At 68.2% G+C, this 23,653-nt stretch carries 21 protein-coding genes and 1 tRNA gene; 14 read left to right on the plus strand and 8 right to left on the minus strand.

Annotation, left to right across the window (positions count from 1 at the left end; genetic code table 11):
- Positions 1-30: 30 nt before the first annotated feature.
- Both AC3WMA_RS18555 and AC3WMA_RS18560 read right to left on the minus strand, forming a co-directional pair.
- Positions 31-1,704 (minus strand): TRAP transporter large permease, encoded by a 1,674-nt coding sequence (locus tag AC3WMA_RS18555; protein ID WP_492287101.1) that lies wholly within the window; start codon positions 1,702-1,704, stop codon positions 31-33.
- A 158-nt stretch (positions 1,705-1,862) separates the two neighbouring features.
- Complete coding sequence (locus tag AC3WMA_RS18560) at positions 1,863-2,462, minus strand: TRAP transporter small permease subunit (protein WP_492286826.1); 600 nt, start codon at positions 2,460-2,462, stop codon at positions 1,863-1,865.
- Positions 2,463-2,748: 286 nt separating this feature from the next.
- Here AC3WMA_RS18560 and AC3WMA_RS18565 point away from each other — a divergent pair, with 286 nt between their 5' ends.
- The 5 genes from AC3WMA_RS18565 to AC3WMA_RS18585 all read left to right on the plus strand — a co-directional run bounded on the left by AC3WMA_RS18565 (position 2,749) and on the right by AC3WMA_RS18585 (position 9,254).
- Complete coding sequence (locus AC3WMA_RS18565) at positions 2,749-3,537, plus strand: class II glutamine amidotransferase (protein WP_492286827.1); 789 nt, start codon at positions 2,749-2,751, stop codon at positions 3,535-3,537.
- 143 nt (positions 3,538-3,680) lie between these two features.
- Positions 3,681-5,336 carry an acetolactate synthase large subunit gene (locus AC3WMA_RS18570; protein WP_492286828.1) on the plus strand — a complete coding sequence of 552 codons (1,656 nt, stop codon included), beginning with the start codon at positions 3,681-3,683 and terminating at the stop codon, positions 5,334-5,336.
- A gap of 169 nt (positions 5,337-5,505) precedes the next feature.
- On the plus strand, positions 5,506-6,888 hold the full coding sequence (locus tag AC3WMA_RS18575; protein WP_492286829.1) for an aldehyde dehydrogenase family protein: 1,383 nt from the start codon (positions 5,506-5,508) through the stop codon (positions 6,886-6,888).
- 89 nt (positions 6,889-6,977) lie between these two features.
- Entirely contained in the window at positions 6,978-7,958 is a 981-nt protein-coding gene (rocF, locus tag AC3WMA_RS18580; protein WP_492286830.1) for an arginase, read from the plus strand.
- Between the two features lie 150 nt (positions 7,959-8,108).
- Positions 8,109-9,254: a Gfo/Idh/MocA family protein gene (locus tag AC3WMA_RS18585; RefSeq protein ID WP_492286831.1), complete on the plus strand. Its 1,146-nt coding sequence runs from the start codon at positions 8,109-8,111 to the stop codon at positions 9,252-9,254.
- A 13-nt stretch (positions 9,255-9,267) separates the two neighbouring features.
- Here the strand turns inward: AC3WMA_RS18585 and AC3WMA_RS18590 are convergent, their stop codons facing one another.
- The 4 genes from AC3WMA_RS18590 to AC3WMA_RS18605 form a co-directional block, all read right to left on the minus strand.
- Complete coding sequence (locus AC3WMA_RS18590) at positions 9,268-10,269, minus strand: pyridoxal-phosphate dependent enzyme (protein WP_492286832.1); 1,002 nt, start codon at positions 10,267-10,269, stop codon at positions 9,268-9,270.
- Positions 10,270-10,366: 97 nt separating this feature from the next.
- The gene (locus AC3WMA_RS18595) at positions 10,367-10,648 is read right to left on the minus strand and encodes a hypothetical protein (protein ID WP_492286833.1); all 282 of its coding nucleotides are present in this window, start codon (positions 10,646-10,648) and stop codon (positions 10,367-10,369) included.
- Positions 10,649-10,956: 308 nt separating this feature from the next.
- Positions 10,957-11,032, minus strand: a tRNA-Ala gene (locus AC3WMA_RS18600).
- Positions 11,033-11,197: 165 nt separating this feature from the next.
- Positions 11,198-11,596 (minus strand): TIGR02300 family protein, encoded by a 399-nt coding sequence (locus AC3WMA_RS18605; protein WP_492286834.1) that lies wholly within the window; start codon positions 11,594-11,596, stop codon positions 11,198-11,200.
- 214 nt (positions 11,597-11,810) lie between these two features.
- Here AC3WMA_RS18605 and aroA point away from each other — a divergent pair, with 214 nt between their 5' ends.
- The 3 genes from aroA (at position 11,811) to AC3WMA_RS18620 (ending at position 14,717) form a co-directional block, all read left to right on the plus strand.
- Positions 11,811-13,154 (plus strand): 3-phosphoshikimate 1-carboxyvinyltransferase, encoded by a 1,344-nt coding sequence (gene aroA / locus AC3WMA_RS18610; RefSeq protein WP_492286835.1) that lies wholly within the window; start codon positions 11,811-11,813, stop codon positions 13,152-13,154.
- Positions 13,151-13,801 (plus strand): (d)CMP kinase, encoded by a 651-nt coding sequence (gene cmk, locus AC3WMA_RS18615; protein WP_492286836.1) that lies wholly within the window; start codon positions 13,151-13,153, stop codon positions 13,799-13,801. The genes aroA and cmk overlap by 4 nt, the downstream gene beginning before the upstream one ends.
- A gap of 115 nt (positions 13,802-13,916) precedes the next feature.
- On the plus strand, positions 13,917-14,717 hold the full coding sequence (locus AC3WMA_RS18620; RefSeq protein ID WP_492286837.1) for a DUF1194 domain-containing protein: 801 nt from the start codon (positions 13,917-13,919) through the stop codon (positions 14,715-14,717).
- Positions 14,718-14,847: 130 nt separating this feature from the next.
- On the opposite strand, the gene hrpB is transcribed toward AC3WMA_RS18620, so the two are convergent.
- Positions 14,848-17,352 carry an ATP-dependent helicase HrpB gene (gene hrpB / locus AC3WMA_RS18625; protein WP_492286838.1) on the minus strand — a complete coding sequence of 835 codons (2,505 nt, stop codon included), beginning with the start codon at positions 17,350-17,352 and terminating at the stop codon, positions 14,848-14,850.
- A gap of 78 nt (positions 17,353-17,430) precedes the next feature.
- Between hrpB and trpA the strand changes: the two genes are divergently transcribed.
- The 6 genes from trpA (at position 17,431) to AC3WMA_RS18655 (ending at position 22,756) form a co-directional block, all read left to right on the plus strand.
- A complete protein-coding gene (trpA, locus tag AC3WMA_RS18630) occupies positions 17,431-18,276 on the plus strand; it encodes a tryptophan synthase subunit alpha (RefSeq protein WP_492286839.1) in 846 nt (281 codons plus the stop codon).
- Positions 18,277-18,382: 106 nt separating this feature from the next.
- Positions 18,383-19,282: an acetyl-CoA carboxylase, carboxyltransferase subunit beta gene (gene accD / locus AC3WMA_RS18635; RefSeq protein WP_492286840.1), complete on the plus strand. Its 900-nt coding sequence runs from the start codon at positions 18,383-18,385 to the stop codon at positions 19,280-19,282.
- 38 nt (positions 19,283-19,320) lie between these two features.
- The gene (locus tag AC3WMA_RS18640; RefSeq protein ID WP_492286841.1) at positions 19,321-20,643 is read left to right on the plus strand and encodes a bifunctional folylpolyglutamate synthase/dihydrofolate synthase; all 1,323 of its coding nucleotides are present in this window, start codon (positions 19,321-19,323) and stop codon (positions 20,641-20,643) included.
- Between the two features lie 35 nt (positions 20,644-20,678).
- Positions 20,679-21,101, plus strand: coding sequence for a hypothetical protein (locus tag AC3WMA_RS18645; protein WP_492286842.1), 423 nt, complete (start codon positions 20,679-20,681; stop codon positions 21,099-21,101).
- Between the two features lie 14 nt (positions 21,102-21,115).
- The gene (locus AC3WMA_RS18650) at positions 21,116-21,958 is read left to right on the plus strand and encodes an aldo/keto reductase (RefSeq protein ID WP_492286843.1); all 843 of its coding nucleotides are present in this window, start codon (positions 21,116-21,118) and stop codon (positions 21,956-21,958) included.
- Between the two features lie 132 nt (positions 21,959-22,090).
- On the plus strand, positions 22,091-22,756 hold the full coding sequence (locus tag AC3WMA_RS18655) for a L,D-transpeptidase (protein WP_492286844.1): 666 nt from the start codon (positions 22,091-22,093) through the stop codon (positions 22,754-22,756).
- A 3-nt stretch (positions 22,757-22,759) separates the two neighbouring features.
- On the opposite strand, the gene AC3WMA_RS18660 is transcribed toward AC3WMA_RS18655, so the two are convergent.
- Positions 22,760-23,644 (minus strand): aldose epimerase family protein, encoded by an 885-nt coding sequence (locus AC3WMA_RS18660; protein ID WP_492286845.1) that lies wholly within the window; start codon positions 23,642-23,644, stop codon positions 22,760-22,762.
- Positions 23,645-23,653: the final 9 nt, after the last annotated feature.

Below are 23,653 nucleotides of genomic sequence, written 5' to 3' on the forward strand. Positions count from 1 at the left end.
CCTGCCGACCACCCCCGTCACGGCGCGCCCTTACGGCTTCGGCGGCGTGCCGATGACCGGCGGCGCGTTGAGGTCGAAGCCACCTGGCAGCCCCGATCCGCCGAGGCCGGGGATCTGGATCGAGTCGAACTGCTTGTCGATCGCCTTCTGGTCGAGCTGAATCGCGGAGGCCTTGTAATGCATCACCATGCTCGGGAAGATCACGACGAGCGCGACCATGATGCACTGGATCACCACGAAGGGCACCGCCCCCCAGTAGATCTGGCCGGTGGTGACCGGCTCCATCATCCGGCCGGTGACCTTGTCCCGGTAGGCGTTCTTCGGCGCGACCGAGCGCAGGAAGAACAGGGCAAAGCCGAAGGGCGGGTGCATGAAGGAGGTCTGCATGTTCACGCCGAGGATGACGCCGAACCAGATCAGGTCGATGCCGAGCTTCTCCGCGGCGGGGCCGAGCAGCGGCACGATGATGAAGGCCAGCTCGAAGAAGTCGAGGAAGAAGGCGAGCAGGAAGACCATCACGTTGACGACGATCAGGAAGCCCGTCGCGCCGCCCGGCAGTCCGACCAGCAGGTGCTCGACCCAGAGATGGCCGTTGACGCCGTAGAAGGTCAGCGAGAACACGCGGGCGCCGACCAGGATGAAGAGCACGAAGGCCGAGAGCTTGGCTGTCGATTCCGTCGCCTGGCGGAGCAGGTCGAAGGTCATGCGCTTCTTGCTGAGGGCGAGCAGGATCGCGCCTGCGGCGCCCATCGCGCCGCCTTCCGTCGGGGTGGCGACGCCGATGAAGATCGTGCCGAGCACCAGGAAGATCAGCGCCAGCGGCGGCACCATCACGAAGACGACCTGCTCGGTCATGCGCGAGAGCAGGCCGAGGCCGAGCAGCTTGTTGATCAGCGCGATGACGAAGGCGATCGCGACCATCAGCGACATCGTCAGGATGACGAAATCGGCGCCTGCCTTCAGCGTGGTGAAGAGCTTCATGTAGCCATAGGCCAGCGCCAGCGAGATCAGCGTCACGACCAGCAGCGAGAAGCGCCGCGTCTTGCCGTCGGCATCGCGCAGGGTCTGCGCCTCCGGCGGCAGGCCGGGCGCACGGTTGGGATAGACCATGGTGACGAGGAAGACGTAGCCGGCATACATCGCCGAGAGCACGAGGCCGGGGATGAAGGCGCCCTCGTACATGTCGCCGACCGAGCGGCCGAGCTGGTCGGCGAGCACGATCAGGACGAGCGAGGGCGGGATGATCTGGGCGAGCGTGCCCGAGGCCGCGATGACGCCGGACGCAAGGCGCCGGTCATAGCCGTAGCGCAGCATGATCGGCAGCGAGATCAGGCCCATCGAGATCACCGAGGCCGCGACGACGCCGGTGGTGGCGGCGAGCAGCGCACCGACGAAGATCACCGCATAGGCGAGGCCGCCGCGGATCGGCCCGAAGAGCTGGCCGATCGTGTCGAGCAGATCCTCGGCCATGCCGGAGCGTTCGAGGATCAGGCCCATGAAGGTGAAGAATGGCACAGCCAGCAGCACGTCGTTATTCATCGTGCCGTAGATGCGCTCCGGCAGCGCCTGCAGGAAGTTCTCCTGGAACAGGCCGAGCTCGATGCCGATCAGCGCGAAAAGCAGGCCGTTGGCGGCCAGCGCGAAGGCGACGGGATAGCCGAGCAGCAGGAAGACGACGAGGGCGGCGAACATCACCGGCGCCATGTTGACGCGCAGGAAGTCGCCGATACCGCCGCCCGCCGCGAAGGCGTCGCCGGTATGGAGGCCGAAGAAGGCGAGGAGGGTCAGCGCGAGCAGCAGGCCGGCGACGCGCGGAAGGCGATGAGCGTGCATGGGACGGTTCCGGACGTCTTGCGGGCCGCTCACGAGGCGAGGCCCTGTTCCTTGGCTTGGTCGAGCAGCCGCTGGGCTTCGGCCTCGGCCGCCGCGGCATGGCCGAGTGCGGCTTCCTGATCCTCAAGATCGCCGCGCATGATCGCGATCGTCTTGATGATCTCGGAGATGCCCTGGACCGTCAGCATCACGAAGCCGACGATGACGAGCCCCTTGGCCGGCCATTGCGGCAGGCCGCCGGCCGAAAGCGACTGCTCGTTGATGGCGTAGGAACGCCAGAAGAACGGCCAGGAATGATAGACGATCAACAGGCAGAACGGCATCAGGAAGAACACATGGCCGATGAGCTCGATCCACTGGCGGACGCGCTTCGGCAGCATGCTGTTCACGATGTCGATGCGGATGTGCTCCTTCACCTGCATCGTCCAGGAGGCGCACATCAGGAAGACCGCGCCGAACAGCATCCATTGCAGTTCGAGCCAGGCATTCGACGAGACGTTGAAGACCTTGCGGATAATGGCGTTGACGGCCGCCACGATCACCGCGACGAGAATCAGCCAAGCGATCTTCTTACCGATCTGGCCGTTGACCGCGTCAATGACGCGGCTGATGCCGAGGAGACCCTTCACGCTTCCGCTCCCGTCCAGGCGCGCCATGAACCGGATATGCCGACCGGTCTCAGGTTTATGCACCACTTATGCGCTGGATCGGTATAGGAGGGATGCGCGCCACGCAAGACGGTGCCGGCCTTATCCATTGGACGAAAGGCGAAGGGTTACGGCTGCCTGTTTTTGCGGCAGAAAATTGCGGCGGCACGCATTGGCTCGCCGACGTGGCGAAGAAACGTTATGTTCGCGTTCATCTTCGGAGAACATTATTCTCCGACCCGCTGTTCACGCTCGATTCGAGGCGCCGATGTGCCGCTTCCTCGCCTATTCCGGCATTCCCGTCTTTCTTGAGGACTTCGTCGCCTCACCCTGCCATTCGCTGATCCACCAGTCGTTGCATGCCGAGGAGGCCAAGACCGGCACGAATGGCGACGGCTTCGGCGTCGGCTGGTATGGCGAGCGGCCCGAGCCCGGCCAGTATCGCGAGGTCAGGCCCGCCTGGTCCGACGAGAACCTGCTCTCGATCGCGCGGCAGGTGCGCTCGCATCTGTTCTTCGCCCATGTCCGCGCCGCGACCGGCACCGCGACGACGCGGGCGAACTGCCACCCCTTCGTCCATGGCCGCTATCTCTTCATGCATAACGGCCAGATCGGCGGCTACGGCACGATCCGCCGGCGGCTGGAGGCGCTGATCCCGGATGTCCTCTATGGCGCCCGCGCCGGCACGACCGACTCGGAAGCGCTGTTCCTGCTTGCGCTGGCCCACCTGACGGAGGGCATGGCGCCGGGCGATGCGCTCGCCGCAGCCTTGTCGGACGCGCTCGGGCTGATGCAGCAGGCCGGCATTCGCGAGCCCCTGCGCTGCGCGGCGGCGCTCGCCGATGGCGACAGCATCCATGCGATCCGCTGGTCCTCCGACGCCAAGCCGCCGAGCCTCTATGTCTGCGAGCGCCCGGACAGCGTCGTCGTCGCCTCCGAGCCGGTCGATGCCGCCCGCGAATGCTGGCAGGCCCTGCCCTGCAACACGCTGGTCACGGTGCAGGGCGGCGCGGTGACCTTCTCACCCTTCGAGATCGCGCTGAAACAGGCCGCCTGAGCCGGTATCGGCGAATTCGCTTCAAGTCGCGGCCGGGCAGGACTGCCATGCGCCGCTCGCCCTGACACGCCCCCGGTTGCCTTCCTATGTCGAAGGCCTAGCCTTGCCGTCCGACAAGGCTCTCTCCGGGAAAGGCACGGGCGATGAAGAAGGGTTCCGATCTTCTGGTCGAGGCACTGGAGAACGAGGGCGTCGATCGCGTCTTCGGCGTTCCCGGCGAGGAAAATCTCGACGTCGTCGAATCCCTGCGCAAGTCGAAGATCGAGCTGGTGCTGACGCGGCACGAGCAGGCTGCCGCCTTCATGGCCGCCACGCATGGGCGCCTCACCGGCCGCCCCGGCGTCTGCATCGCGACGCTGGGCCCCGGCGCGCTGAACTTCTCGACCGGCGCGGCCTATGCCCATCTCGGGGCGATGCCGATGATCCTGCTCACCGGGCAGAAGGCGATCATGACCGCCAAGCAGGCGCGCTTCCAGATCGTCGACGTCGTCGCCTCGATGCGCCCGCTGACCAAGATGACCCGCCAGATCGTCAGCCCCGCCAGCATCCCCTCCGTGGTGCGCGATGCCTTCCGCGTCGCGATGGAGGAGCGCCCGGGCCCGGTCCATCTCGAACTGCCCGAGGACGTAGCGGCCGAGGAGGTCGAGGACACCCTGCTGATCCCCGTCCACGCGCTCGACCGGCCGATCGCGCCGGCCGCCTCGCTCGACCGCGCTGCCGCGATGATCCTCGCCGCCAAGCGTCCGCTGGTGATGATCGGCGCCGCCGGCAACCGGCCGCGCCTGGTCGAGCCGCTTTCGGCGGCGGTGCGCCGCATCGGCCTGCCCTTCTTCAACACGCAGATGGGCAAGGGCGCCGTCACCGGCGGCTCCAACCTCTATCTCGGCACCGCCGCGCTCTCGGAGGGCGACTATGTCCATGAGGCCGTCGCGGCGGCCGACCTGATCATCGCGGTCGGCCACGATACGATCGAGAAGCCGCCCTTCCTGATGCGCAATGCCGGCGGGCCGAAGGTGATCCATCTCGGCTTCCAGTCGGCCAATGTCGAGCAGGTCTACCATCCCGATGCCGAGGTGATCGGCGATATCGGCGTCACCATGACGGGGCTCGCCGACCGGCTAGAAAGCAAGCTGCCCGAGCAGAAGCAGACGCTTGAATTGCGCCAGAAGATCCTGGCCAAGATCAATGCCCGCGCCGAGGAGGACCGCTTCCCGGTGACGCCGCAGCGGCTCGTCCATGACGTGCGGGCGGTGATGCCGGAGGACGGCATGGTCTGCCTCGACAACGGCATGTATAAGATCTGGTTCGCGCGGAACTACCGCACCCATGTCGCCAACACGCTCTTGCTCGACAATGCGCTGGCGACGATGGGCGCAGGGCTCCCCTCGGCGATGATGGCGGCGATGCTCCATCCGGAGCGGCGCGTCATGGCCGTCTGCGGCGATGGCGGCTTCATGATGAACTCGCAGGAGATGGAGACGGCAGTCCGGCTCGGCCTCAACCTCGTCGTGCTCGTCCTCAATGACGGCGCCTATGGCATGATCCGCTGGAAGCAGGCCGTCGACCAATTCCCGGATTACGGCATGACCTTCGGCAACCCGGACTTCGTGCGCTATGCCGAGGCCTATGGCGCCAAGGGCTCGCGCGTGACCTCGGCCGAGGCGCTGGTGCCGACGCTGGAAGCCGCCTTCAAGGGCGGTGGGGTCCATCTCGTCGATTGCCCGATCGACTATTCCGAGAACACCCGCGTCCTCGTCGAGGAACTGCGCAACAAGGTGCCGGACGTCGATCTGGCTTAACGGCCGCCATCACCGAAGCCCTCATCCTGAGGAGCCGCGCAAGCGGCGTCTCGAAGGATGCTCCAGATGTCTCCGAGCCTTCTGAAACATCCTTCGAGACGCCATTCCCGAGGGAATGGCTCCTCAGGATGAGGGCTCGGAAATGTCGATGTCCAAAGGAGACAAGATCATGCTCCAGGTTGTTCAGGCCTATGACCGCGCCCCGATCACCGAGATCGAGACCGATGACGCGGCTGCGCTCGAACGCAAGCTGCAGGCGGCGCAGGCCGTCTTCAAGGACCGCGACAACTGGCTGAAGCCGCATCAGCGCATCGCGATCCTGCGCAAGCTCGCGGGCCTCCTCGAAGCAAGGCGCGACCATTTCGCCATGCAGATCGCGCGCGAGGGCGGCAAGCCGCTGCCGGACGCGATCGTCGAGGCGAACCGGGCGGTCGATGGCGTCTACAATGCCGCCGAGGAGCTGCGGAACTTCGCCGGGCGCGAGATCCCGATGGGGCTTTCGGCGGCGGCTGCCGATCGCTGGGCCTTCACCACCAAGGAGCCGATCGGCATCGTCGCGGCGATCTCGGCCTTCAACCACCCGCTCAACCTGATCGTGCATCAGGTCGCGCCGGCCATCGCTGTCGGCTGCCCGGTGATCGTCAAGCCGGCCGGCACGACGCCGCTCTCCTGCATCGATTTCGTCAAGCTGGTGCACGAGGCCGGGCTGCCGGAAGCCTGGTGCCAGGTCTTCGTGCCCTTGGAGACCGCGCTAGCGGAAAAATTCGCGACCGATCCACGCATCGCCTTCCTCAGCTTCATCGGCTCGGCCAAAGTCGGCTGGCATCTGCATTCGAAGCTCGCCCATGGCGCCCGCTCGGCGCTGGAACATGGCGGCGCCGCGCCGGCGATCGTCGACAGGAGCGCCGATCTCGACGGGATCATCGAGCCGATCGTGAAGGGCGGCTATTACCATGCCGGACAGGTCTGCGTGTCGACGCAGCGGATCTATGTCCATGACGCTGTTATCAACGACTTCACCGAGCGGCTCGTCGCCCGCGTCAAGAAGCTGCGCACCGGCGATCCCACGCTGGCCGACACCGAAGTCGGGCCGCTGATCATCCCGAAGGAGGCCGATCGCGTCGCCTCCTGGATCGACGAGGCCGTAAAAGGCGGCGCCCGGCTCGCCACCGGCGGCAAGCGCCTGTTGGAGACGACGCTGGAGCCGACCGTGCTGATCGACCCCGATCCGGAAGCGCGCATCTCCAGCGAAGAGGTGTTCGGCCCGGTCGTCGCGGTCTACCGCTACAGCAAGCTCGACGATGCGATCGCGCGGGCGAACTCCCTGCCCGTGGCCTTCCAGGCCAGCATCTTCGCGCAGGATATCGACGTGGCGCTGCGCGCCGCGAACCGGCTCGACGCCTCTGCCGTGATGGTCAACGATCCCACGACCTTCCGCACCGACTGGATGCCCTTCGCCGGGCGGCGCGTCTCCGGCTACGGCACCGGCGGCATCCCCTACACGATGCGCGACATGACGCAGGAGAAGATGATCCTGCTGAAGCGCCGCTGAGGCCGGCACTCGACAGAGGCATGCCGATGCGCCATGGACGGCGCGTCGGCGCATGACGCCCATCGATATCGCATGAACGGACCACTGGAATGACCGCCTCCTCCGCGACCGCTCCCGCTTCCCAGGGCCGCATCGCCCTGCTCGGTGCGCCCATCGAGGTCGGCGCCTCGCGCCGCGGCGCGCTGATGGGCCCGGCCGGCCTGCGCACCGCCGGCCTCGCCCGCGTGCTGGAAGACCTCGGCTACAGCGTCAGCGACCACGGCGACATCCTGCCGCGCGACCTCGCCCCGGTCGATGGTCCCGCCCCCGCCAATGCCCGCTTCTACAACGAGATCGCCGCCTGGATGCGCGCGCTGAGCGCCCGCGCCTACGAGATCGCCCGCTCCGGCGACACGCCGATCTTCCTCGGCGGCGACCACAGCCTGTCGATGGGCTCGGTCAACGGCGTCGCCCGCCACTGGCAGGAGCAGGGCCGCAAGCTCTTCGTGCTCTGGCTCGACGCTCATGCCGATTTCAACATGCCGGCGATCTCGCCCTCCGGGAACATGCACGGCATGTCCTCGGCCTTCCTCTGCGGCGAGGCTGGGCTCGACGACCTGCTCGGCTCCGAGCCGCGCGCCTCGATCCCGTATGAACAGCTCAGCCTGTTCGGCATCCGCTCGATCGATCCGCTGGAGAAGGCGGCGGTGAAGGCGCGCGGCGTCGATATCGCCGACATGCGCGCCATCGACGAACACGGCGTCGGCGTCCTGATCCGCCAGGTCATCGAGAAGGTGCGCGCGGCGAATGGCGTGCTGCATGTCTCCTTCGATGTCGATTTCCTCGATCCGCCGCTGGCGCCGGGCGTGGGCACCACCGTGCCGGGCGGCGCGACCTATCGCGAGGCGCATCTGGTGATGGAGCTCCTGCACGATTCCGGGCTGGTGCGCTCGATGGACATCGTCGAGCTCAACCCGTTCCTCGACGATCGCGGCCAGACCGCCCGACTCGCGGTCGAACTCGCCGGCAGCCTGTTCGGCCAGCAGATCACCGACCGGCAGACGCCATCGAACGCGATCGGCGCGGCGTAAAGTATCCAGATTTTCCGCATTTTCTTCACGCGAACCGGTACCCACTTCGCTCGAAAATGCTTCTGGTCACGCCTTCGCGAAAGCCGATCTTCATTCTTGCCTGATAGAGGCCGTTCCATCGGCTTGCCAGCCGGTGGAACGGGTTCAAGCATGAAGATCGCGCTCGTCGGCACGGGTTTCGTCGCCGACTATTACATGACGACGCTGGCGAACCATCCGGCGCTCGCTCTCGCGGGCGTCTGGGATCGCGACGCCGCGCGGCTCGAAACCTTCCGCGCCTTCCACAATGTCCCCGCCTATCCCGCTCTCGATGCCCTGCTCGCCGACCGAGACGTGCAGATCGTCGTCAACCTGACGACGCCGGAAAGCCATTACGAGATCACCAGCCGCGCACTGGCTGCCGGCAAGCACGTCTATTGCGAGAAGCCGCTGGCGATGGAGTTGGCGCAAGCCGAAGCCCTGGTCGCACAGGCGCAAGGCTGCGGGCTGACCTTGGCCACTGCCCCCGCGAACGGGCTCAGCGACACGCATCGCCTCGTCGAGGATACCTTGCGCTCCGGGCGGATCGGTGCGCCACGGCTGGTCTATGCCGCGATGGAGGACGGTCCGGTCTTCCGCGACAAATGGGCTAGCTGGCGCTCGCGCTCGGGCGCGCCCTGGCCCGGGCTGCACGAGTTCGAGATCGGCTGCACGCTGGAGCATGCCGGCTACGCGCTGTCCTGGCTGGTAACACTGTTCGGACCGGTCGAGAGCCTGACCGCCTTCTCGGCCGTGACCTTCCCCGACAAGGGGCCGGGCACCGGGCACATCGCGATGGCGCCGGATTTCTCCGTGGGCTGCCTGACCTTCCGCTCCGGCGTCGTCGCAAGGCTGACCAACGGGCTCGTCGCGCCGCGTGACCGCTCACTGCAGGTCTTCGCCGAGAAGGGCTCGCTGACGGTGCGCGACCTCTGGGACAATCGTTCGGTGGTTCATGTCGAGGAGGCCGATGCGCCCCGGCCGCTTCTCGGCCGCATCCTGACGCGGGCGGAAGCCAAGCTCGGGCGCGCGCTGCCCTGGAAGCCCGCGCCGGGGCGCAAGCTGGCCTATCCCGCCCAGCCCACGAGCAAGGCCTTGCCCGGCTATCCCTCGCAGATCGATTTCATGCGCGGCGTGGCGGATCAGGCCGAGGCGATCCGGCGCGGCGAGGCGCCGCGCTTCTCGGGCGCACTCGCCCTGCACATCACCGAGCTGGCATTGGCCCTCAACAATGCCCGTGACCTGGCCCAGCCCTATCGGCCACGGTCGCGCTTCTGAGCGCGCCGGTCTCTCAATTCACCGTCCGGAACTGCTCACGCTGCGCGAACAGCGAGGCCGTGCCGCCGGTATGGAGGATGCAGGCCGGCTCGTCCGGGGGACTTGCACCGTTCGCGACCAGATCGAGGAAGCCGGCACAGGTCTTGGCCGTATAGACATGCTCGACCAGGATGCCTTCGGTGCGGGCGAAGGCGAGGATGGCCGCTTCCGATTCCGGCGTGGGCACACCCCAGCCACCACCGAGATGGGCCATGTGGTAGTGTAGCGGCGCGTCATCGAGCCCGCTGACCGAGAGCCCGGTCCGCTCGCCGATTCCTTCGTAGATTCGGCGGATGCGGGCCTCCAGCTCGGCCTGCTCGTATTCGACGCTGACCAGATGCACCTGGAAGGGATGGCCGAGCATGGCGTTGCCGAAGATGAAGCCCGCTTCGGTCGGCCCCATCGAGCCCGCCAGGAAGACATGGCGCAGCGGTGTTGCTTCGCGCTGCGACTGCTCATGCAGTTCGAAAGCGGCCAGGACATAGCCGAGCGCACCGAGCACCGCGTCGCCGACGATGTAAGGCGTCCGCCCCTGCCGCTTCAGCTCCGCGGCGGCAGCCTTCATCGCCGCCCCGCGCTCGTCTTCGCCGACCGGGCCGATGAAACGCGTTTCCGCGCCGAACAGCCGGTTCAGGAAGGAGCGCTCGCGATTCGCCGGGCTGTCCTCGGCATTGTGGATGATCAGGCAATCCAGCCCCGCCATCGAGGCCGCGGCCGCGGTGAGGCGGCAGAGATTGGACGTCGCCCCGCCCGCGACGAGGACGATGTCCGCCCGCTCCCGAAGCGCAGCGCCCAGCCAGAATTCGAGGCTGCGCAGCTTGTTGCCGCCGAGCCCGATCTCCATCAGGTCGTCGCGCTTCATGAAGAGGCCGGGACGGCCGAGCTTGCGCTCGAAGCCGGAGAGGCGCTGCAGCGGCGTCGGCGCCTTGACGAGGTCGTAGCGCGGCTCGCGCAGGATGGTCTGCAGGTCCGACATCAGGCCAACCGCCCTCCAGATCGCGCCTGCGAGCGGCGCGGCATGGCCGCGTGCTCGCTCATCGCGTCAGGAAAGACAAGCCCCCTCGATGCCGGCTTTACGCCGACCGCTTCTTCCGGTCGTCCTTGCGCTGATCCGGCTCGGCTGCCGCCTTGGACGACCGGGCGATCGTCGCAATCGCCAAAGGCGGCTTGCCCGACCTCTCCGAGATGATCTGGTCCTGCTCCTCGATGGCCGTCCGGGCGGGCTCATCTCCGTCCAGGCCGCCGAGCAACGACGTCAGAACGCGCCGGTTCGAGGTCCGCGAGCCGTCTTCGTAGACAACATCGAACATGGTGAACTCGGTATCGAGGGCTTTGGATTTCGTGCGTTTGGCCATTCCTGCCTCCTTCTATGGAGCGTGCGACGCGGCGGCTTTCACGCCGCTATGCCGCGTTAGCCTGCGCGGCGAGCCGCCGGGTGATTCGCGGCCTCCGCGGAGCAAGACGGCAGCGTCAGCGGAATGACGCGAGAGCGAAGGAGCGCCTGCCGGGTTCCACCATATCGAGAGGGCCGACCCGAATCACGCGAGGCGCGACGAACAGCTATCCCGTCAGGCTTCAGATCGGCGGGAAACATGCGAGATGTCGGGAGAACGCCGAAGCGTGATCCGGAACACCAGGCTGTTCAGCGCTCTCGGAAGAAATTTGGTGGAGCCAGGCGGAATCGAACCGCCGACCTCTTGAATGCCATTCAAGCGCTCTCCCAACTGAGCTATGGCCCCACACGCGACGACCGATTTGGGGATCGATCATCAACCGGATTTGGTACCGCCTCGGCGGTTCCGTCCGGGCCGCCCTGGCGGCGACGAAGCGCTCTATAGGCGGCTCGGACGGAAGACACAAGCGCTTAATGTCGCCGTGTCGTCATCTTTTTTCGAGGCTGTGGATCAGTTGTCCTCGTCGGCTTCGATGTCGCCGTCGATCAGGTCGGAGACGTCGTCGTCGCCTTCCTCATCCTCTTCGAGGAAGGTGTCGTCCTCGTCATCGCCGCCGACGTCCTCGACCTCGATATCGTCCTCGCTGGTGACGACGGCTTCCTTCTCGGACGCCTCGGCATCGGCCTCGTCGAGCGAGACGAGCTCGACGGCGCCATCGGCGGCCTCGGTCTCGTCTTCCTCGTCGGCTTCCGGCTTCGGCACGGGGGCTGCCTTGGCCTGCGGCTCGAACATCGCCCGCGGATAAGCCTGGCCCGTATAGGGCGAGACGATCGGGTCCTTGTTCAGGTCATAGAATTTGCGGCCCGTGACCGGGCAAACGCGCTTCGTTCCGAGTTCCGGTTTCGCCACTGCGTCGGACCTTCAACTATCATGTTTTGAAAAGCAGGCGCGTCCGTTAGTCGGGGTAAGCCGCTCTGTCAAATGTTGATTTGCGCGAAGCGGCCCTGCGGACGCCCGGAACGTCGATTCGCCGCGCCGCCGCGCCGCGCCTTGGCGCATCGCGCGCGGGCATGCTACGGCCCTTTCTGCATTCCTTACGGCCCGCTTGCAGAGACCGCGCCCCGTGTCCCACGACCATGACCCCGTTCCCGTCACCGCCCGCACTGGGGGCCCGCTCAAGGGCCGCGTCCGCGTGCCCGGCGACAAGTCGATCTCGCACCGGGCGATGATCTTCGGCCTGCTGGCGATCGGCGAAACCAAGGTCACCGGCCTGCTCGAAGGCGAGGACGTGATGCGCACCGCCGCCGCTGCGCGCGCGCTCGGCGCGATCGTCCATCATGACGGGCCGGGCGCCTGGCGCGTGCAAGGCGTCGGCGTCGGAGGCCTGCGCGAGCCGGCCGGCGTACTGGATTTCGGCAATGCCGGCACCGGCTCGCGCCTGATGATGGGCGTCTGCGGCTCGCATCCGATCACCACGACCTTCGACGGCGACGCCTCGCTGCGCAAGCGCCCGATGCGGCGCATCCTCGATCCGCTCGAGCAGATGGGCACGGTCGTCGTCTCGCAGCAGGAGGGCGGCCGCGTGCCGTTGACCCTGCGCGGGCCGAAAGAGGCTATTCCGATCACCTATCGCCCGCCGGTCGCCTCGGCGCAGATCAAGTCGGCCGTGCTGCTGGCCGCGCTTGCCGCCCCCGGCGAGACCACGGTGATCGAGGCGGAAGCGACCCGCGACCATACCGAAAAGATGCTCGCGCATTTCGGCGCCGAGATCACGGTGACGCCCGAGGGCGAACATGGCCGGCGCATCGTGCTGAAGGGCCAGCCGGAATTGAAGGCGGCGCCGATCGTCGTGCCGGCGGACCCGTCCTCGGCCGCCTTCCCGTTGGTCGCCGGGCTGATCGTGCCGGGCTCGGACATCCTGATCGAGAGCGTGATGACCAATCCGCTGCGCTCGGGGCTGCTCACCACGCTGCGCGAGATGGGCGCCGACATCACCGTCGAGCGCGAGGCCAACGAGGGCGGCGAGACGGTCTGCGACCTGCGCGTGCGCGCCTCTAGCCTCACGGGCGTGACGGTGCCGCCGGAGCGGGCGCCGGCGATGATCGACGAATACCCGGTGCTGGCGGTGGCCGCCTCCTTCGCGACGGGCACGACGCGGATGCGAGGCCTGCAGGAACTGCGCGTCAAGGAATCCGACCGCCTTGCGGCGGTCGAGGCCGGGCTGAAAGCGGCCGGCGTGACCTGCTGGATCGAGGGCGACGACCTCGTCGTCGAGGGCTCGGGTGGCGGACCGGTGCGCGGTGGCGGGCCGATCGCGACCCATCTCGACCACCGCATCGCGATGAGCTTCCTCGTCATGGGGCTGGCGACAGAGCAGCCGGTCGTGGTCGATGACGGGCTGATGATCGCGACGAGCTTCCCGAGCTTCGTTTCGTTGATGAACGGGCTTGGAGGCCAGATCGGATGAGCGCGGCTCAGGCCGCCCGCTTCGTCATCGCCGTCGACGGCCCTGCCGCCTCCGGCAAGGGCACGCTGGCGCGCCGGCTCGCCGCGCATTACGGCCTGCCTTATCTCGATACCGGCCTGCTCTACCGGATGGTGGCGCGCGCCATGCTCGATGCCGGCCACGACATCCATGACGCGGTCGCGGCCGAGGCTATCGTCGGCAGCTTCGACGAAACCGCCTTCCCCGAGGAGCGGCTGCGCGGCCGCGAGATCGGCGAGGCGGCTTCCGTGGTCGCGGCGATGCCGGCCGTGCGTGCCGGCCTGCTGACCCGGCAACGGCGCTTCGCGGCGCAAGCCGGCGGCGCCGTGCTCGACGGGCGCGATATCGGCACGGTGATCTGCCCGGAGGCACCGGCCAAGCTCTTCGTCACCGCGACGCCGGAAGTGCGCGCCGCACGGCGCCACAAGGAATTGGTCGGACGCGGCGAAACCGTGACCTTCGACGGCATCCTCGCCGATATCCGCCGGCGCGATGCCCGCGATTCCGGCCGCAGCGACGCGCCGCTCAAGGCGGCTGAGGATGCGGTCGTGCTCGACACCTCGGCGCTCACCGTCGAGGAGGCGGCTGCCGCCGCGATCGGCATCGTCGAGGGCCGCCGCGCCGCCTGAGGCTGCCGCTCGCGAATTTGCTATCGAAACAGGCGCCCTTAGCCGGATTTTCCGGCTTGGCGCACGCGTCGACCAAGCGCACACTTCCCCTCGCAAATCGGCGACGGAGGTGGCGATGCGGCGTTGGCTGTACGGTCTCTCATGTCTGGCGGCGGCGCTCTGGCAGCCCGCCCTGCCCAGAGCCCAGACGGCGCCGCCGCCCGAGGAGGTCGATGTCGCGCTCGTGCTCGCGGTCGACGTCTCCTACTCGATGGATCTCGACGAGCTCGCCCTGCAACGCAACGGCTATATCGAGGCGTTCCGCTCGAAGCAGCTGCACGACGCCATCAACAAGGGCGCGATCGGCAAGATCGCCGTGACCTATTTCGAATGGGCCGGCGGCAACTTCCAATACGTCGTCCGGCCGTGGAAGGTGATCGACGGCCCGGCCGCGGCGATGGCCTTCGCCGAGGAGCTGGGCGAGGCGCCAACGCGGCGCGGCCGGCGAACCTCGATCTCAGGCGCAATCGATCTCGGGGTGCAATTGCTGGAGCAGTCGAATGTCAGCGCGATGCGTCGCGTCATCGACATCTCCGGCGACGGCGCCAACAATGACGGGCGCCCGGTCACCGTGGCGCGCGACGAGGCCGGGGCCAAGGGCATCGCCATCAACGGCTTGCCGGTGATGCTGAAGCAGGCCGGCTATTTCGACATCGACAATCTCGACACCTACTACACCGACTGCGTCATCACCGGCATCGGCGCCTTCGTCATCCCGATCCGCGAGAAGCATCAGTTCGTCGAGGCGACGAAGACGAAGCTGCTGCGCGAGATCGCCGAGGCCCCGGCCGATGCGACGGTCCACAAGGCGCAATCAGGCAATATCGCGACCTGCCTCGCCGGCGAGCGGCAATGGCGCGACCGGATGGGGAATTGAAGGACAACGCATCGTCGCCAAGGCTTGCCGTCATGCCCGGGCTTGACCCGGGCATCTCGTAAACCAGAGCCTTCTCGTCATGAGATTCCCGGGTCTGCGCTTCGCTCCGCCCGAGAATGACGCCCTTGGATTACGTCCCGCGCGGCTTGGCCCGCGTCGTCGGCAGCGCTGCGGCCGGGTCATCCGGCCAGAGGTGTCGGGGGTAGCGCCCTTTCATCTCGGACTTCACGGCTGCCCATGAGCCGCGCCAGAAGCCCGGCAGGTCGCGTGTGACCTGGATCGGCCGATGCGCCGGGGAGAGCAATTCCAGCACCAGCGGTACACGCCCGCCGGCCAGCGCCGGATGGATCGCGAGGCCATAGAGTTCCTGCACGCGCACCGAGATGGTCGGACCGGCCTCGGCGGCGTAGTCGACCGCGAGCGAGGAGCCGGTCGGGGCTGTGAAATGGGTCGGCGCCTCCTGATCGAGCCGGCGCTTCATCTCCCAGGGCAGCAGGATCGTCAACGCCGAATCGAGATCGGACGCTTGAATCGCGGCGAGCGAGGCACGACCAAGGAGATGCGGCGCCAGCCAGAGTTCCGGGTCCAGCGCCAGACCTTCGTCGGAAAGGTCGGGCCAACCGGCCTCCGGCTCGGCCTTGCGCAGGAAGGCGGCGCGTTCCCTCAACTGGTTCTGCCCCTTGCTCCAGGGCAGGAGCCCGATGCCGAGCGCTGCGATGCCTTTGGCCAGTGCCTCGGAATTCTCGGGCGTATCCGCAACCGAAAGCGGTCGTTCCGACAGCGAAAGCGCGCCGTAGCGGCGCACGGCCCGGACACGGAGGGCCCGCGCCGTGCGGTCGAAGCTCGCCTCCTCGCGCTCCGCGATGGCGAAGGGGGCGAGGCCATGCGTGACGAGCGTCGCGATCTCCGCTTCGCTGATCGCAGCGGCGGCTATGATGCGGGCTTGCTGGGCCGCGCCGGTCATCTCCGCGACGACGATATAGGGCTCGCGCGCCAGACGCTGCGACGGCTCCAGCACCCCGCCGCGACCATTGGCGAGGAGGTATTGGCCGGAGCCCGGCGCACGCGCCTTGGCGATGCGGTCGGGGTAGGCGAAGGCGAGAAGGAGGCCGGGTGACAGGGTTTCGCCGGCCGGAGCCTGATCCTTGCCGACGCTGCGCTCGGCCGTTCGTGCCCAGCCCTCGGCGAGGCGGCGCATGTCGCCGGCCCGGCCGCCGCGCTCGCGATTGAAGCGCTCCAGCCGTTCGGCGAGATCGATGGCATCGCCGCCGAGGCCGCGTTCGACCAGCACGGCGGCGAGATCGGCGGCAGCGTCCGCCTGTCCGAAGCGCGCGGCGGCCACGACCATGCGGGCGAGACGCGGCGGCAGCGGCAGGGCCTGCAGGGCGCGGCCATCCGGCGTGATGCGTCCATCGGCATCGAGCGCGCCGATATTGCTCAGGAGCGCGCGGGCTTCCTTGAGGGCGGGCGCGGGCGGCGCATCGAGGAAGGAAAGCGTCGTGGGATCACTGAGGCCCCAGGCAGCGCAATCGAGCAGGAGCGGGCTGAGATCGGCCGAGAGGATTTCCGGGCGGGCAAAAGCTTCGAGCGCGCCGGTCGCGGCCTCCTCCCAGAGCCGGTAGCAGACACCGGGCTCGGTGCGGCCAGCACGACCCCGGCGCTGGTCGGCGGCGGCGCGGCTGACACGACGGGTCTCCAGCCGGGTCACGCCGATATCGGGTTCGTAGACGGGAATACGGGCGAGGCCGGAATCGATGACGACGCGCACGCCCTCGATGGTCAGCGAGGTCTCGGCGATGGCTGTGGCCAGCACGACCTTGCGCCTGCCCGCCGGCGCCGGCAGCACGGCACGATCCTGCTCGCGTTGGTCGAGCGCGCCGTAGAGCGGCGCGATCTCGACGGCCGGATCGCGCAATTTCTCGCGCAGGCGCTCCTCGACGCGACGAATCTCGCCCTGACCGGGCAGGAAGACGAGCTGCGAGCCCGGCTGCTCGCCCAGCGCCAGCAGGACCGTCTCGGTGACCTGATCCTCGATGCGCTTCAGCGGGTCGCGGCTGCGATAGCGCGTCTCGATCGGATAGGCGCGGCCCTTGCTTTCGATCACCGCGGCATCGCCGAGCAGTCTTGCGACGCGAGCGCCATCCAAGGTCGCGGACATCACGAGGATACGCAGGTCCTCGCGCAGGCCGCCTTGGGCGTCGAGCGCCAGCGCGAGGCCGAAATCGGCATCGAGCGAGCGCTCGTGGAATTCGTCGAAGAGCACGGCGGCGACGCCGTCCAGCGCTGGGTCGTCGAGGATCATGCGGGCGAAGACGCCTTCGGTCACGACCTCGATGCGCGTTTTCGGGCCGATCTTCGAGCCGAGGCGGACGCGCAGGCCGACGGTCTCGCCGACGCGCTCGCCCAGCGTCTGCGCCATCCGGTTCGCCGCGCCGCGGGCTGCGAGGCGGCGCGGTTCGAGCACGATCAGCTTGCGCGCTAGCGTCCAGGGCTCGTCGAGCAGCGCGAGCGGCACGCGCGTCGTCTTGCCGGCGCCGGGCGGGGCGACCAGAACGGCGTTCGGTCGTGCCTGCAGGGCGGCGGCGAGATCGTTGAGAACAACGTCGATCGGAAGGGGCGTGTCGAAGGCGCGCATGCCCGGCCGATGTGGCGCAGGCGCGTGCCGCACGCAAGCCACTCGCCAGCCGGCGCGCGTCATGCTAACCGCTGCGGCATGACTGAGACCGGCCACACCCGCATCCAGAACCGTTTCCAGGCCTGCGCCCGCGAGGGCCGGGCGGCGCTCGTGACCTTCGTCACCGCCGGCGACCCGGATTTCGAGACCTCCAGCGCGATCCTCGCAGCCCTCCCCGGCGCGGGCGCGGACGTGATCGAGCTCGGCGTACCCTTCACCGACCCGATGGCGGACGGCGTGCCGGTCCAGCTCGCCGGGCAGCGCGCCCTCAAGGCCGGGCAGACGCTGCGCAAGACGCTGGCCATGGTCGAGAGCTTCCGCAAGGCCGGCCATGACACGCCGATCGTGCTGATGGGCTATTACAACCCGATCTGGGCCTATGGCGTCGAAGCCTTCCTGACCGATGCCCGTCGCGTCGGCATCGACGGGCTGATCGTCGTCGACCTGCCGCCGGAAGAGGACGAGGAACTCTGCCTGCCGGCGCTGAAGGCCGGCGTCTCCTTCATCCGGCTGGCGACGCCGACGACCGACGACAAGCGCCTGCCCAAGGTGCTGCAGAACACCTCCGGCTTCGTCTATTACGTCTCGGTCACCGGCGTGACCGGCGGCGCCATCGCCGATTACGGCGCGGTCGGCGATGCCGTCGCCCGGATCAAGCGCCATACCGACCTGCCCGTCGCTGTCGGCTTCGGCGTCAAGACCGCCGAGGATGCGGCCACCATCGCCAAGCGGGCGGACGGCGTCGTCGTCGGTTCGGCGCTGGTCGAGCGCGTCCGCCTTTCGCTCGACAGCGAGGGCAAGGCCACGGAAAAGACGGTTTCGGCTGTCACCTCGCTGGTCAGCGAGCTCGCCCAGGGCATCCGCTCCGTCGCCAAGGCGGCCTGAGGCCCAAGTTTCCTTCATGGTCGCGTCGCTTGCCCACCGGCAGGCGCGACCCCATTTTCGGCGTGACGGCGCGCAAGTGCTGACAACCCCATCAGGGATTCATCCGATGAACTGGATTTCCGAAGTCGTCCGGCCGCGCATCAAGACGCTGTTCAAGCGCGAGAGCCCGGAGAACCTCTGGATCAAGTGCCCCGATTCCGGGCAGATGGTGTTCCACAAGGATGTCGAGGCCAATGCTCACGTCATCCCCGGCTCCGAGCACCATATGCGCGTCACCGCGCCGGAGCGCCTGCGCCTGACCTTCGACGACGGCAAGTGGCTCGATGTCGCGCTGCCGGAGGTCGCGGTCGATCCGCTGAAGTTCCGCGACGAAAAGCGCTATGTCGACCGGCTGAAGGACGCCCGTGCCAAGACCGGCATGCAGGACGCCTTCAAGATCGGCTATGGCCGGGTCAAGGGCCTGCCGATGACGCTGGCCGTGCAGGATTTCCACTTCATGGGCGGCTCGCTCGGCATGGCCGCAGGCGAGGCCTTCGTGAAGGGCGCCGAGACCGCGCTCGACAAGAAGACGCCCTATGTCGTCTTCGCGGCGTCGGGCGGCGCGCGCATGCAGGAGGGCATCCTCTCGCTGATGCAGTTGCCCCGCACGACCGTCGCGGTCAGGCGCCTGCGCGCGGCCGGCCTGCCCTATTTCGTGGTCTTGACCAACCCGACGACCGGCGGCGTCACCGCCTCCTACGCGATGCTGGGCGACGTCCACATCGCCGAGCCCGGTGCGCTGATCGGCTTCGCCGGCCCGCGCGTGATCGAGCAGACGATCCGCGAGAAGCTGCCGGACGGCTTCCAGCGCTCGGAGTACCTCAAGGATCACGGCATGGTCGACATGGTCGTGCATCGCCGCGACCTGCCGGAGACGCTCGCCCGGCTCGGACGCCTGCTGACCAAGCAGCCGGCCGTGAAGGAAGAGGTTGCTGCGCCCGCGCGCCCGGTGGCCGAGGCGGTCTGAGCGGTCCGAAAGAGTTCACGGCTGGGGGCCGTCACGCCATGGGGTCTTCCGACGCCTTGCTCGCGCGCTTCATGGCGCTGCATCCCAAGCTGATCGACCTCTCGCTCGGCCGCATCCTGACCCTGCTGGAGCGGCTCGGCGACCCCCAGAAGAAGCTGCCGCCGGTGATCCATGTCGCCGGCACCAACGGCAAGGGCTCGACCATCGCCTTCATGCGGGCGATCCTCGAAGCGGCCGGCCTCTCCGTCCATGTCTATATCTCGCCGCATCTGGTGCGCTTCCATGAGCGCATCCGGCTGGGCGCGCCCGGCGGCGGGCGCTTCGTCGCCGAGGACAAGCTGGTCGAGGCGCTGGAGCGCTGCGAGGCGATCAATGCCGGCGACCCCATCACCTTCTTCGAGATGACGACGGCCGCCGGCCTGCTGCTCTTCTCCGAGCATCCGGCCGATGTGCTGCTGCTCGAAGTCGGGCTCGGCGGGCGCTTCGATGCGACCAATGTCATCCCGCACCCCGCCTGCACGGTGGTGACGCCGGTCTCGCTCGACCATTCCGAATATCTCGGCGACACCGTCACCAAGATCGCCGGCGAGAAGGCCGGCATCTTCAAGCGCGGCGCCCCGGCCGTGATCGCGCCGCAGGAGCCGGAGCCGACCGCGGTGCTGGAAGCCGCGGCCGAGCGCGCCGGCGCCTCCAAGATCCTGATCGGCGCGCAGGATTTCAACGTCCACGAAGCCGGCGGGCGGCTGGTCTACGAGGACCAGGACGGCTTGCTCGACTTGCCGCTGCCGCGCCTCTCCGGCCGGCACCAGCACATCAATGCCGGCACGGCGATCGCCGCGCTGCGGGCCGCCGGCTATGGCGCCCTGCCGACGCGCGCCTTCGAGGACGGGATGCGCCAGGCCGATTGGCCGGCGCGGCTGCAGCGCCTGTCGCGCGGGGCGCTGGCCGAGCTCGTGCCGGACCGTGCCGAGCTCTGGCTCGACGGCGGCCATAATCCCGATGGCGGGCGCGTTCTCGCGCAAGCCATGGCCGATCTCGCCGACCGCAATCCGGCGCCGCTCGTGATGATCGCCGGCCTGCTCTCGACCAAGGACGCAGCCGCCACGCTCGGTCATTTCAAGGGGCTGGCCCAGGCGCTCTACGCCGTGCCGATCCATAATTCGCTGGCCGCGCGCCCGGCCGAGGAAGTGGCGGAGGCCGCCCGCAGTGCCGGGCTCGTCGCCGAAGTCGCCAGCTCGGTCGAGCAGGCGCTACGGGCGATCGCGGCGCGCGACTGGCCGGCGCCGCCGCGCATCCTGATCTGCGGCTCGCTCTATCTTGCGGGCGAGGTGCTGTCGGATAACGGCACGCCGCCGACCTAAGTCTTTCCGCATTTCGACATGCCTTGGGGGAAGCCATGCCCGTTCCCGGACTGACCATCCTCGGCGCCACGCTGCTTTGCAGCCTGCTCGGCGGCTGCGTCACGACAGAGGGCAGCGCGTCCGGAGCGGCCGAGAGCCCGGAACGGGTGACATCCGGCAAGCGGACCTTCCTGCAGAAGACCTTCATGACGATGGACGAGCGCTGCCGGCCGATCCCGCGCCCCAAGGGCGTGCTGACCGAGCCGCCCCGGCATGGCAAGGTCCGGCTGGCGACCCGCAAGGCCGCGGCCGAATATGGCCCGGGTCCGTTCCAGCACTGCAACGGCAAGGTCGGGCCGTCGCTCGCCTTCGAATATACCTCGAAACGCGGCTATCGCGGCGCCGACAGCTTCCTCGTGCGCATCCGCTACGATGACGGCGAGATCCGCTACGAGCGTTTCGAGATCACGGTCGACTAGCTGGAGAAAGCGTCATGCAGCGCAGCTTCGGGGCCTCGGGCCCGCTCGCCTCGTCGATCGGGCAAGGCAGCTGGTATAGCGAGCAGGGCGACCGGCGCGAGGCAATCGCCGCCTTCCGGCGCGGGCTCGATCTCGGGCTGAGCCATATCGACACGGCCGAGATGTATGGCGACGGCCGCGCCGAGGCGCTGATCGGCGAAGCCATCGCAGGCCGGCGCGACGAGGCCTTCCTCGTCTCGAAGGTGCTGCCGCATAACGCCTCGCGGCGCGACGTGCAGGCCGCCTGCGAACGTTCGCTGAAGCATCTCAGGACCGACCGGCTCGACTGCTACCTGCTGCACTGGCGCGGCCCGCACCCCCTTGAAGAGACCTTCGCCGCCTTCGAGGCTCTGAAGCAGCAAGGCAAGATCCTGTCCTGGGGTGTCAGCAATTTCGACGAGGACGATCTCGACGAGGCGCTCGCTGCGGCGGGCAAGGGCCGGATCGCCTGCAACCAAGTGCTCTACCATCTGCGCGAGCGCGCGATCGAGCATGCGGTGATCCCGTGGTGCGAAGAGAACGGCGTCGCCGTCGTCGCCTACAGCCCCTTCGGCCATGACGATTTTCCGGCCGCCGACAGCGCGTCGGGCAAGGTCCTGGCCGAGATCGCCGCAAGCCATGGCGCGACGCCCCGACAGGTCGCGCTCGCCTTCCTGACGCGGCGCGAAAGCGTCTTCGCGATCCCCAAGGCCGGCCGGGTCGCCCATGTCGAGGACAATGCCGGTGCGTTGAACCTCGCGCTCTCCGAAGCCGAGATCGCCCGGATCGACGCCGCCTTCCCGCGTGGCCGCAAGCCCGCCTCGCTGCCGATGATCTGATCGGCTGGAAACCACGTTCCGCCTTCCGGCTTTACAAGCCGGGGGCGTCGGCGCTTTCCTAGAGTCAAGGGCGGCGGCCACCAGAGCTCGACAACGCCTCATCCAGCAGTAGCGTCTTTCGGAGTGAGTGTGATGCGTCGCGTTCTCGGCATCCTGGCCGCCCTCATCCTGTCGGCTTTCGCCGGCGCCGCCCATGCCGGCGTCGATGTCAGGGTCGATATCGTCGCCCAGCGCATGTCGGTGACCACCACCGACGGCGAGGTCTACGACTGGAAGATTTCATCCGGCCGCAAGGGCTTCCGCTCGCCCAACGGGGTCTACCGCCCGACCCGGCTCGAAAAGAACTGGTACTCGCGCAAATATGGCGGCGCGATGCCCCATTCCGTGTTCTTCCGCGGCGGCTATGCGATCCATGGCACGACGGCGGTGGGCGCGCTCGGCCGCCCGGCCTCGCATGGCTGCATCCGCCTGCACCCCGCCAATGCCGCCAAGCTCTTCGCGCTGGTGAAGAAGCATGGCTCCAGCCAGACCAAGATCGCGCTCAACGGCGCGGCGCCCGACAATCTCTCGCGTTTCGCCAAGGCCTCCTCGCCGTCCAAGGCCAAGCTCGCGAAGGCCGCTCCGTCCAAGCACAAGATCGCCAAGGCCAAGCAGCGCCATCAGGCGACCAGCGTCGCCCAGCAGCGTCGCGGCGGCGATTGGGAAGCGGCGCGCGGCCAGATCCTGCTGCGGCCCGCCCTACCGGCCGGCGCCTATGGCTACCAGCCCTATTACCCGAGCGGCTACGGCTGGCGCTAAAAGCTAGATCGCCTCAGGCACGATCCTGAGCCAGCCTTCCAGCGTCTCGCCCGGCGCCAGACGCTGGAGCGGTGCGGCCACTCGCGCCGCCGGCTCGCTCGGCGCGCCGATGGCGTGGCTCTGCGGCTCGACGCAGAGGAAGTCCGCGCCCGCCGGCGCCCAGACCACGGGGCAGTCGAGATTGCCGCTCGCGGTCAGGGTGATGGCAAGGCCGGTCGAGGGCGTCTCGATCCGGGCCGTGACGTCCCAGCCGAGGAAGCTCCAGGCCGTCACGGTCTCGGCGCGGAAGGGATGCGCCTCGGCATAGGGCCCGCCATCCGCGAAGGCCTGCTGGCCCGTCGCACGGAAGGCCTCCCCGAAGACCAGCGCGCCGGTGCTACGCATGAGGAGACGGGTGTCGGCGGCGCAGGGAAACCAGGGATGGTGTCCCATGCCGAACGGTAGTGCCGTCTGCGCCTCGTTGGTGATCGCCATCCGGATGGTCATACCGGCTTCGTCGAGTATGACCTCCTGCCGCGCCCGGTAGCGATAGGGGTCAGCCCCCTCCGTGCGGCGATGTTCGAGGACGGTATGACCGCGGTCATACCGGAGAACATCCCAGGCCGCCTGCCAGCCGAAGCCGTGAATGGCACCGCCGGGATCGTTCTGCGGGACGAGGAAGCGCTGCTCGCCGTCGTCGACGACGCAATCGAAGGCACGGTTGGCGAAGGGCAGCAATGCCCAGGTCCCGAAGAAATTCGGCGAGTCCGTGCCCGGCTGCCGCCCGGCGGGCGGATAGAGCACGTCATGGCGGCGCCCGTCCGGCCCGCGCCAATTCAGGGAGGAGACGATGCCGCCCATCTCGGGATGGATGACGGCGTCGAGGCCGCCCGCTTGCAGTTCGAGCATCCGGCTTGT

The organism is Allobosea sp. FW305-C-101 (genome assembly GCF_058783685.1).

Coding starts and splice junctions, on each gene's coding strand:
- AC3WMA_RS18555 (WP_492287101.1), bottom strand. CDS start 1,704: ATGGCGCCGGTGATGTTCGCCGCCCTCGTCGTCTTCCTGCTGCTCGGC.
- AC3WMA_RS18565 (WP_492286827.1), top strand. CDS start 2,749: ATGTGCCGCTTCCTCGCCTATTCCGGCATTCCCGTCTTTCTTGAGGAC.
- AC3WMA_RS18570 (WP_492286828.1), top strand. CDS start 3,681: ATGAAGAAGGGTTCCGATCTTCTGGTCGAGGCACTGGAGAACGAGGGC.
- AC3WMA_RS18575 (WP_492286829.1), top strand. CDS start 5,506: ATGCTCCAGGTTGTTCAGGCCTATGACCGCGCCCCGATCACCGAGATC.
- rocF (WP_492286830.1), top strand. CDS start 6,978: ATGACCGCCTCCTCCGCGACCGCTCCCGCTTCCCAGGGCCGCATCGCC.
- AC3WMA_RS18585 (WP_492286831.1), top strand. CDS start 8,109: ATGAAGATCGCGCTCGTCGGCACGGGTTTCGTCGCCGACTATTACATG.
- AC3WMA_RS18590 (WP_492286832.1), bottom strand. CDS start 10,269: ATGTCGGACCTGCAGACCATCCTGCGCGAGCCGCGCTACGACCTCGTC.
- AC3WMA_RS18595 (WP_492286833.1), bottom strand. CDS start 10,648: ATGGCCAAACGCACGAAATCCAAAGCCCTCGATACCGAGTTCACCATG.
- cmk (WP_492286836.1), top strand. CDS start 13,151: ATGAGCGCGGCTCAGGCCGCCCGCTTCGTCATCGCCGTCGACGGCCCT.
- AC3WMA_RS18620 (WP_492286837.1), top strand. CDS start 13,917: ATGCGGCGTTGGCTGTACGGTCTCTCATGTCTGGCGGCGGCGCTCTGG.
- hrpB (WP_492286838.1), bottom strand. CDS start 17,352: ATGCGCGCCTTCGACACGCCCCTTCCGATCGACGTTGTTCTCAACGAT.
- trpA (WP_492286839.1), top strand. CDS start 17,431: ATGACTGAGACCGGCCACACCCGCATCCAGAACCGTTTCCAGGCCTGC.
- accD (WP_492286840.1), top strand. CDS start 18,383: ATGAACTGGATTTCCGAAGTCGTCCGGCCGCGCATCAAGACGCTGTTC.
- AC3WMA_RS18640 (WP_492286841.1), top strand. CDS start 19,321: ATGGGGTCTTCCGACGCCTTGCTCGCGCGCTTCATGGCGCTGCATCCC.
- AC3WMA_RS18645 (WP_492286842.1), top strand. CDS start 20,679: ATGCCCGTTCCCGGACTGACCATCCTCGGCGCCACGCTGCTTTGCAGC.
- AC3WMA_RS18650 (WP_492286843.1), top strand. CDS start 21,116: ATGCAGCGCAGCTTCGGGGCCTCGGGCCCGCTCGCCTCGTCGATCGGG.
- AC3WMA_RS18655 (WP_492286844.1), top strand. CDS start 22,091: ATGCGTCGCGTTCTCGGCATCCTGGCCGCCCTCATCCTGTCGGCTTTC.
- AC3WMA_RS18660 (WP_492286845.1), bottom strand. CDS start 23,644: ATGCTCGAACTGCAAGCGGGCGGCCTCGACGCCGTCATCCATCCCGAG.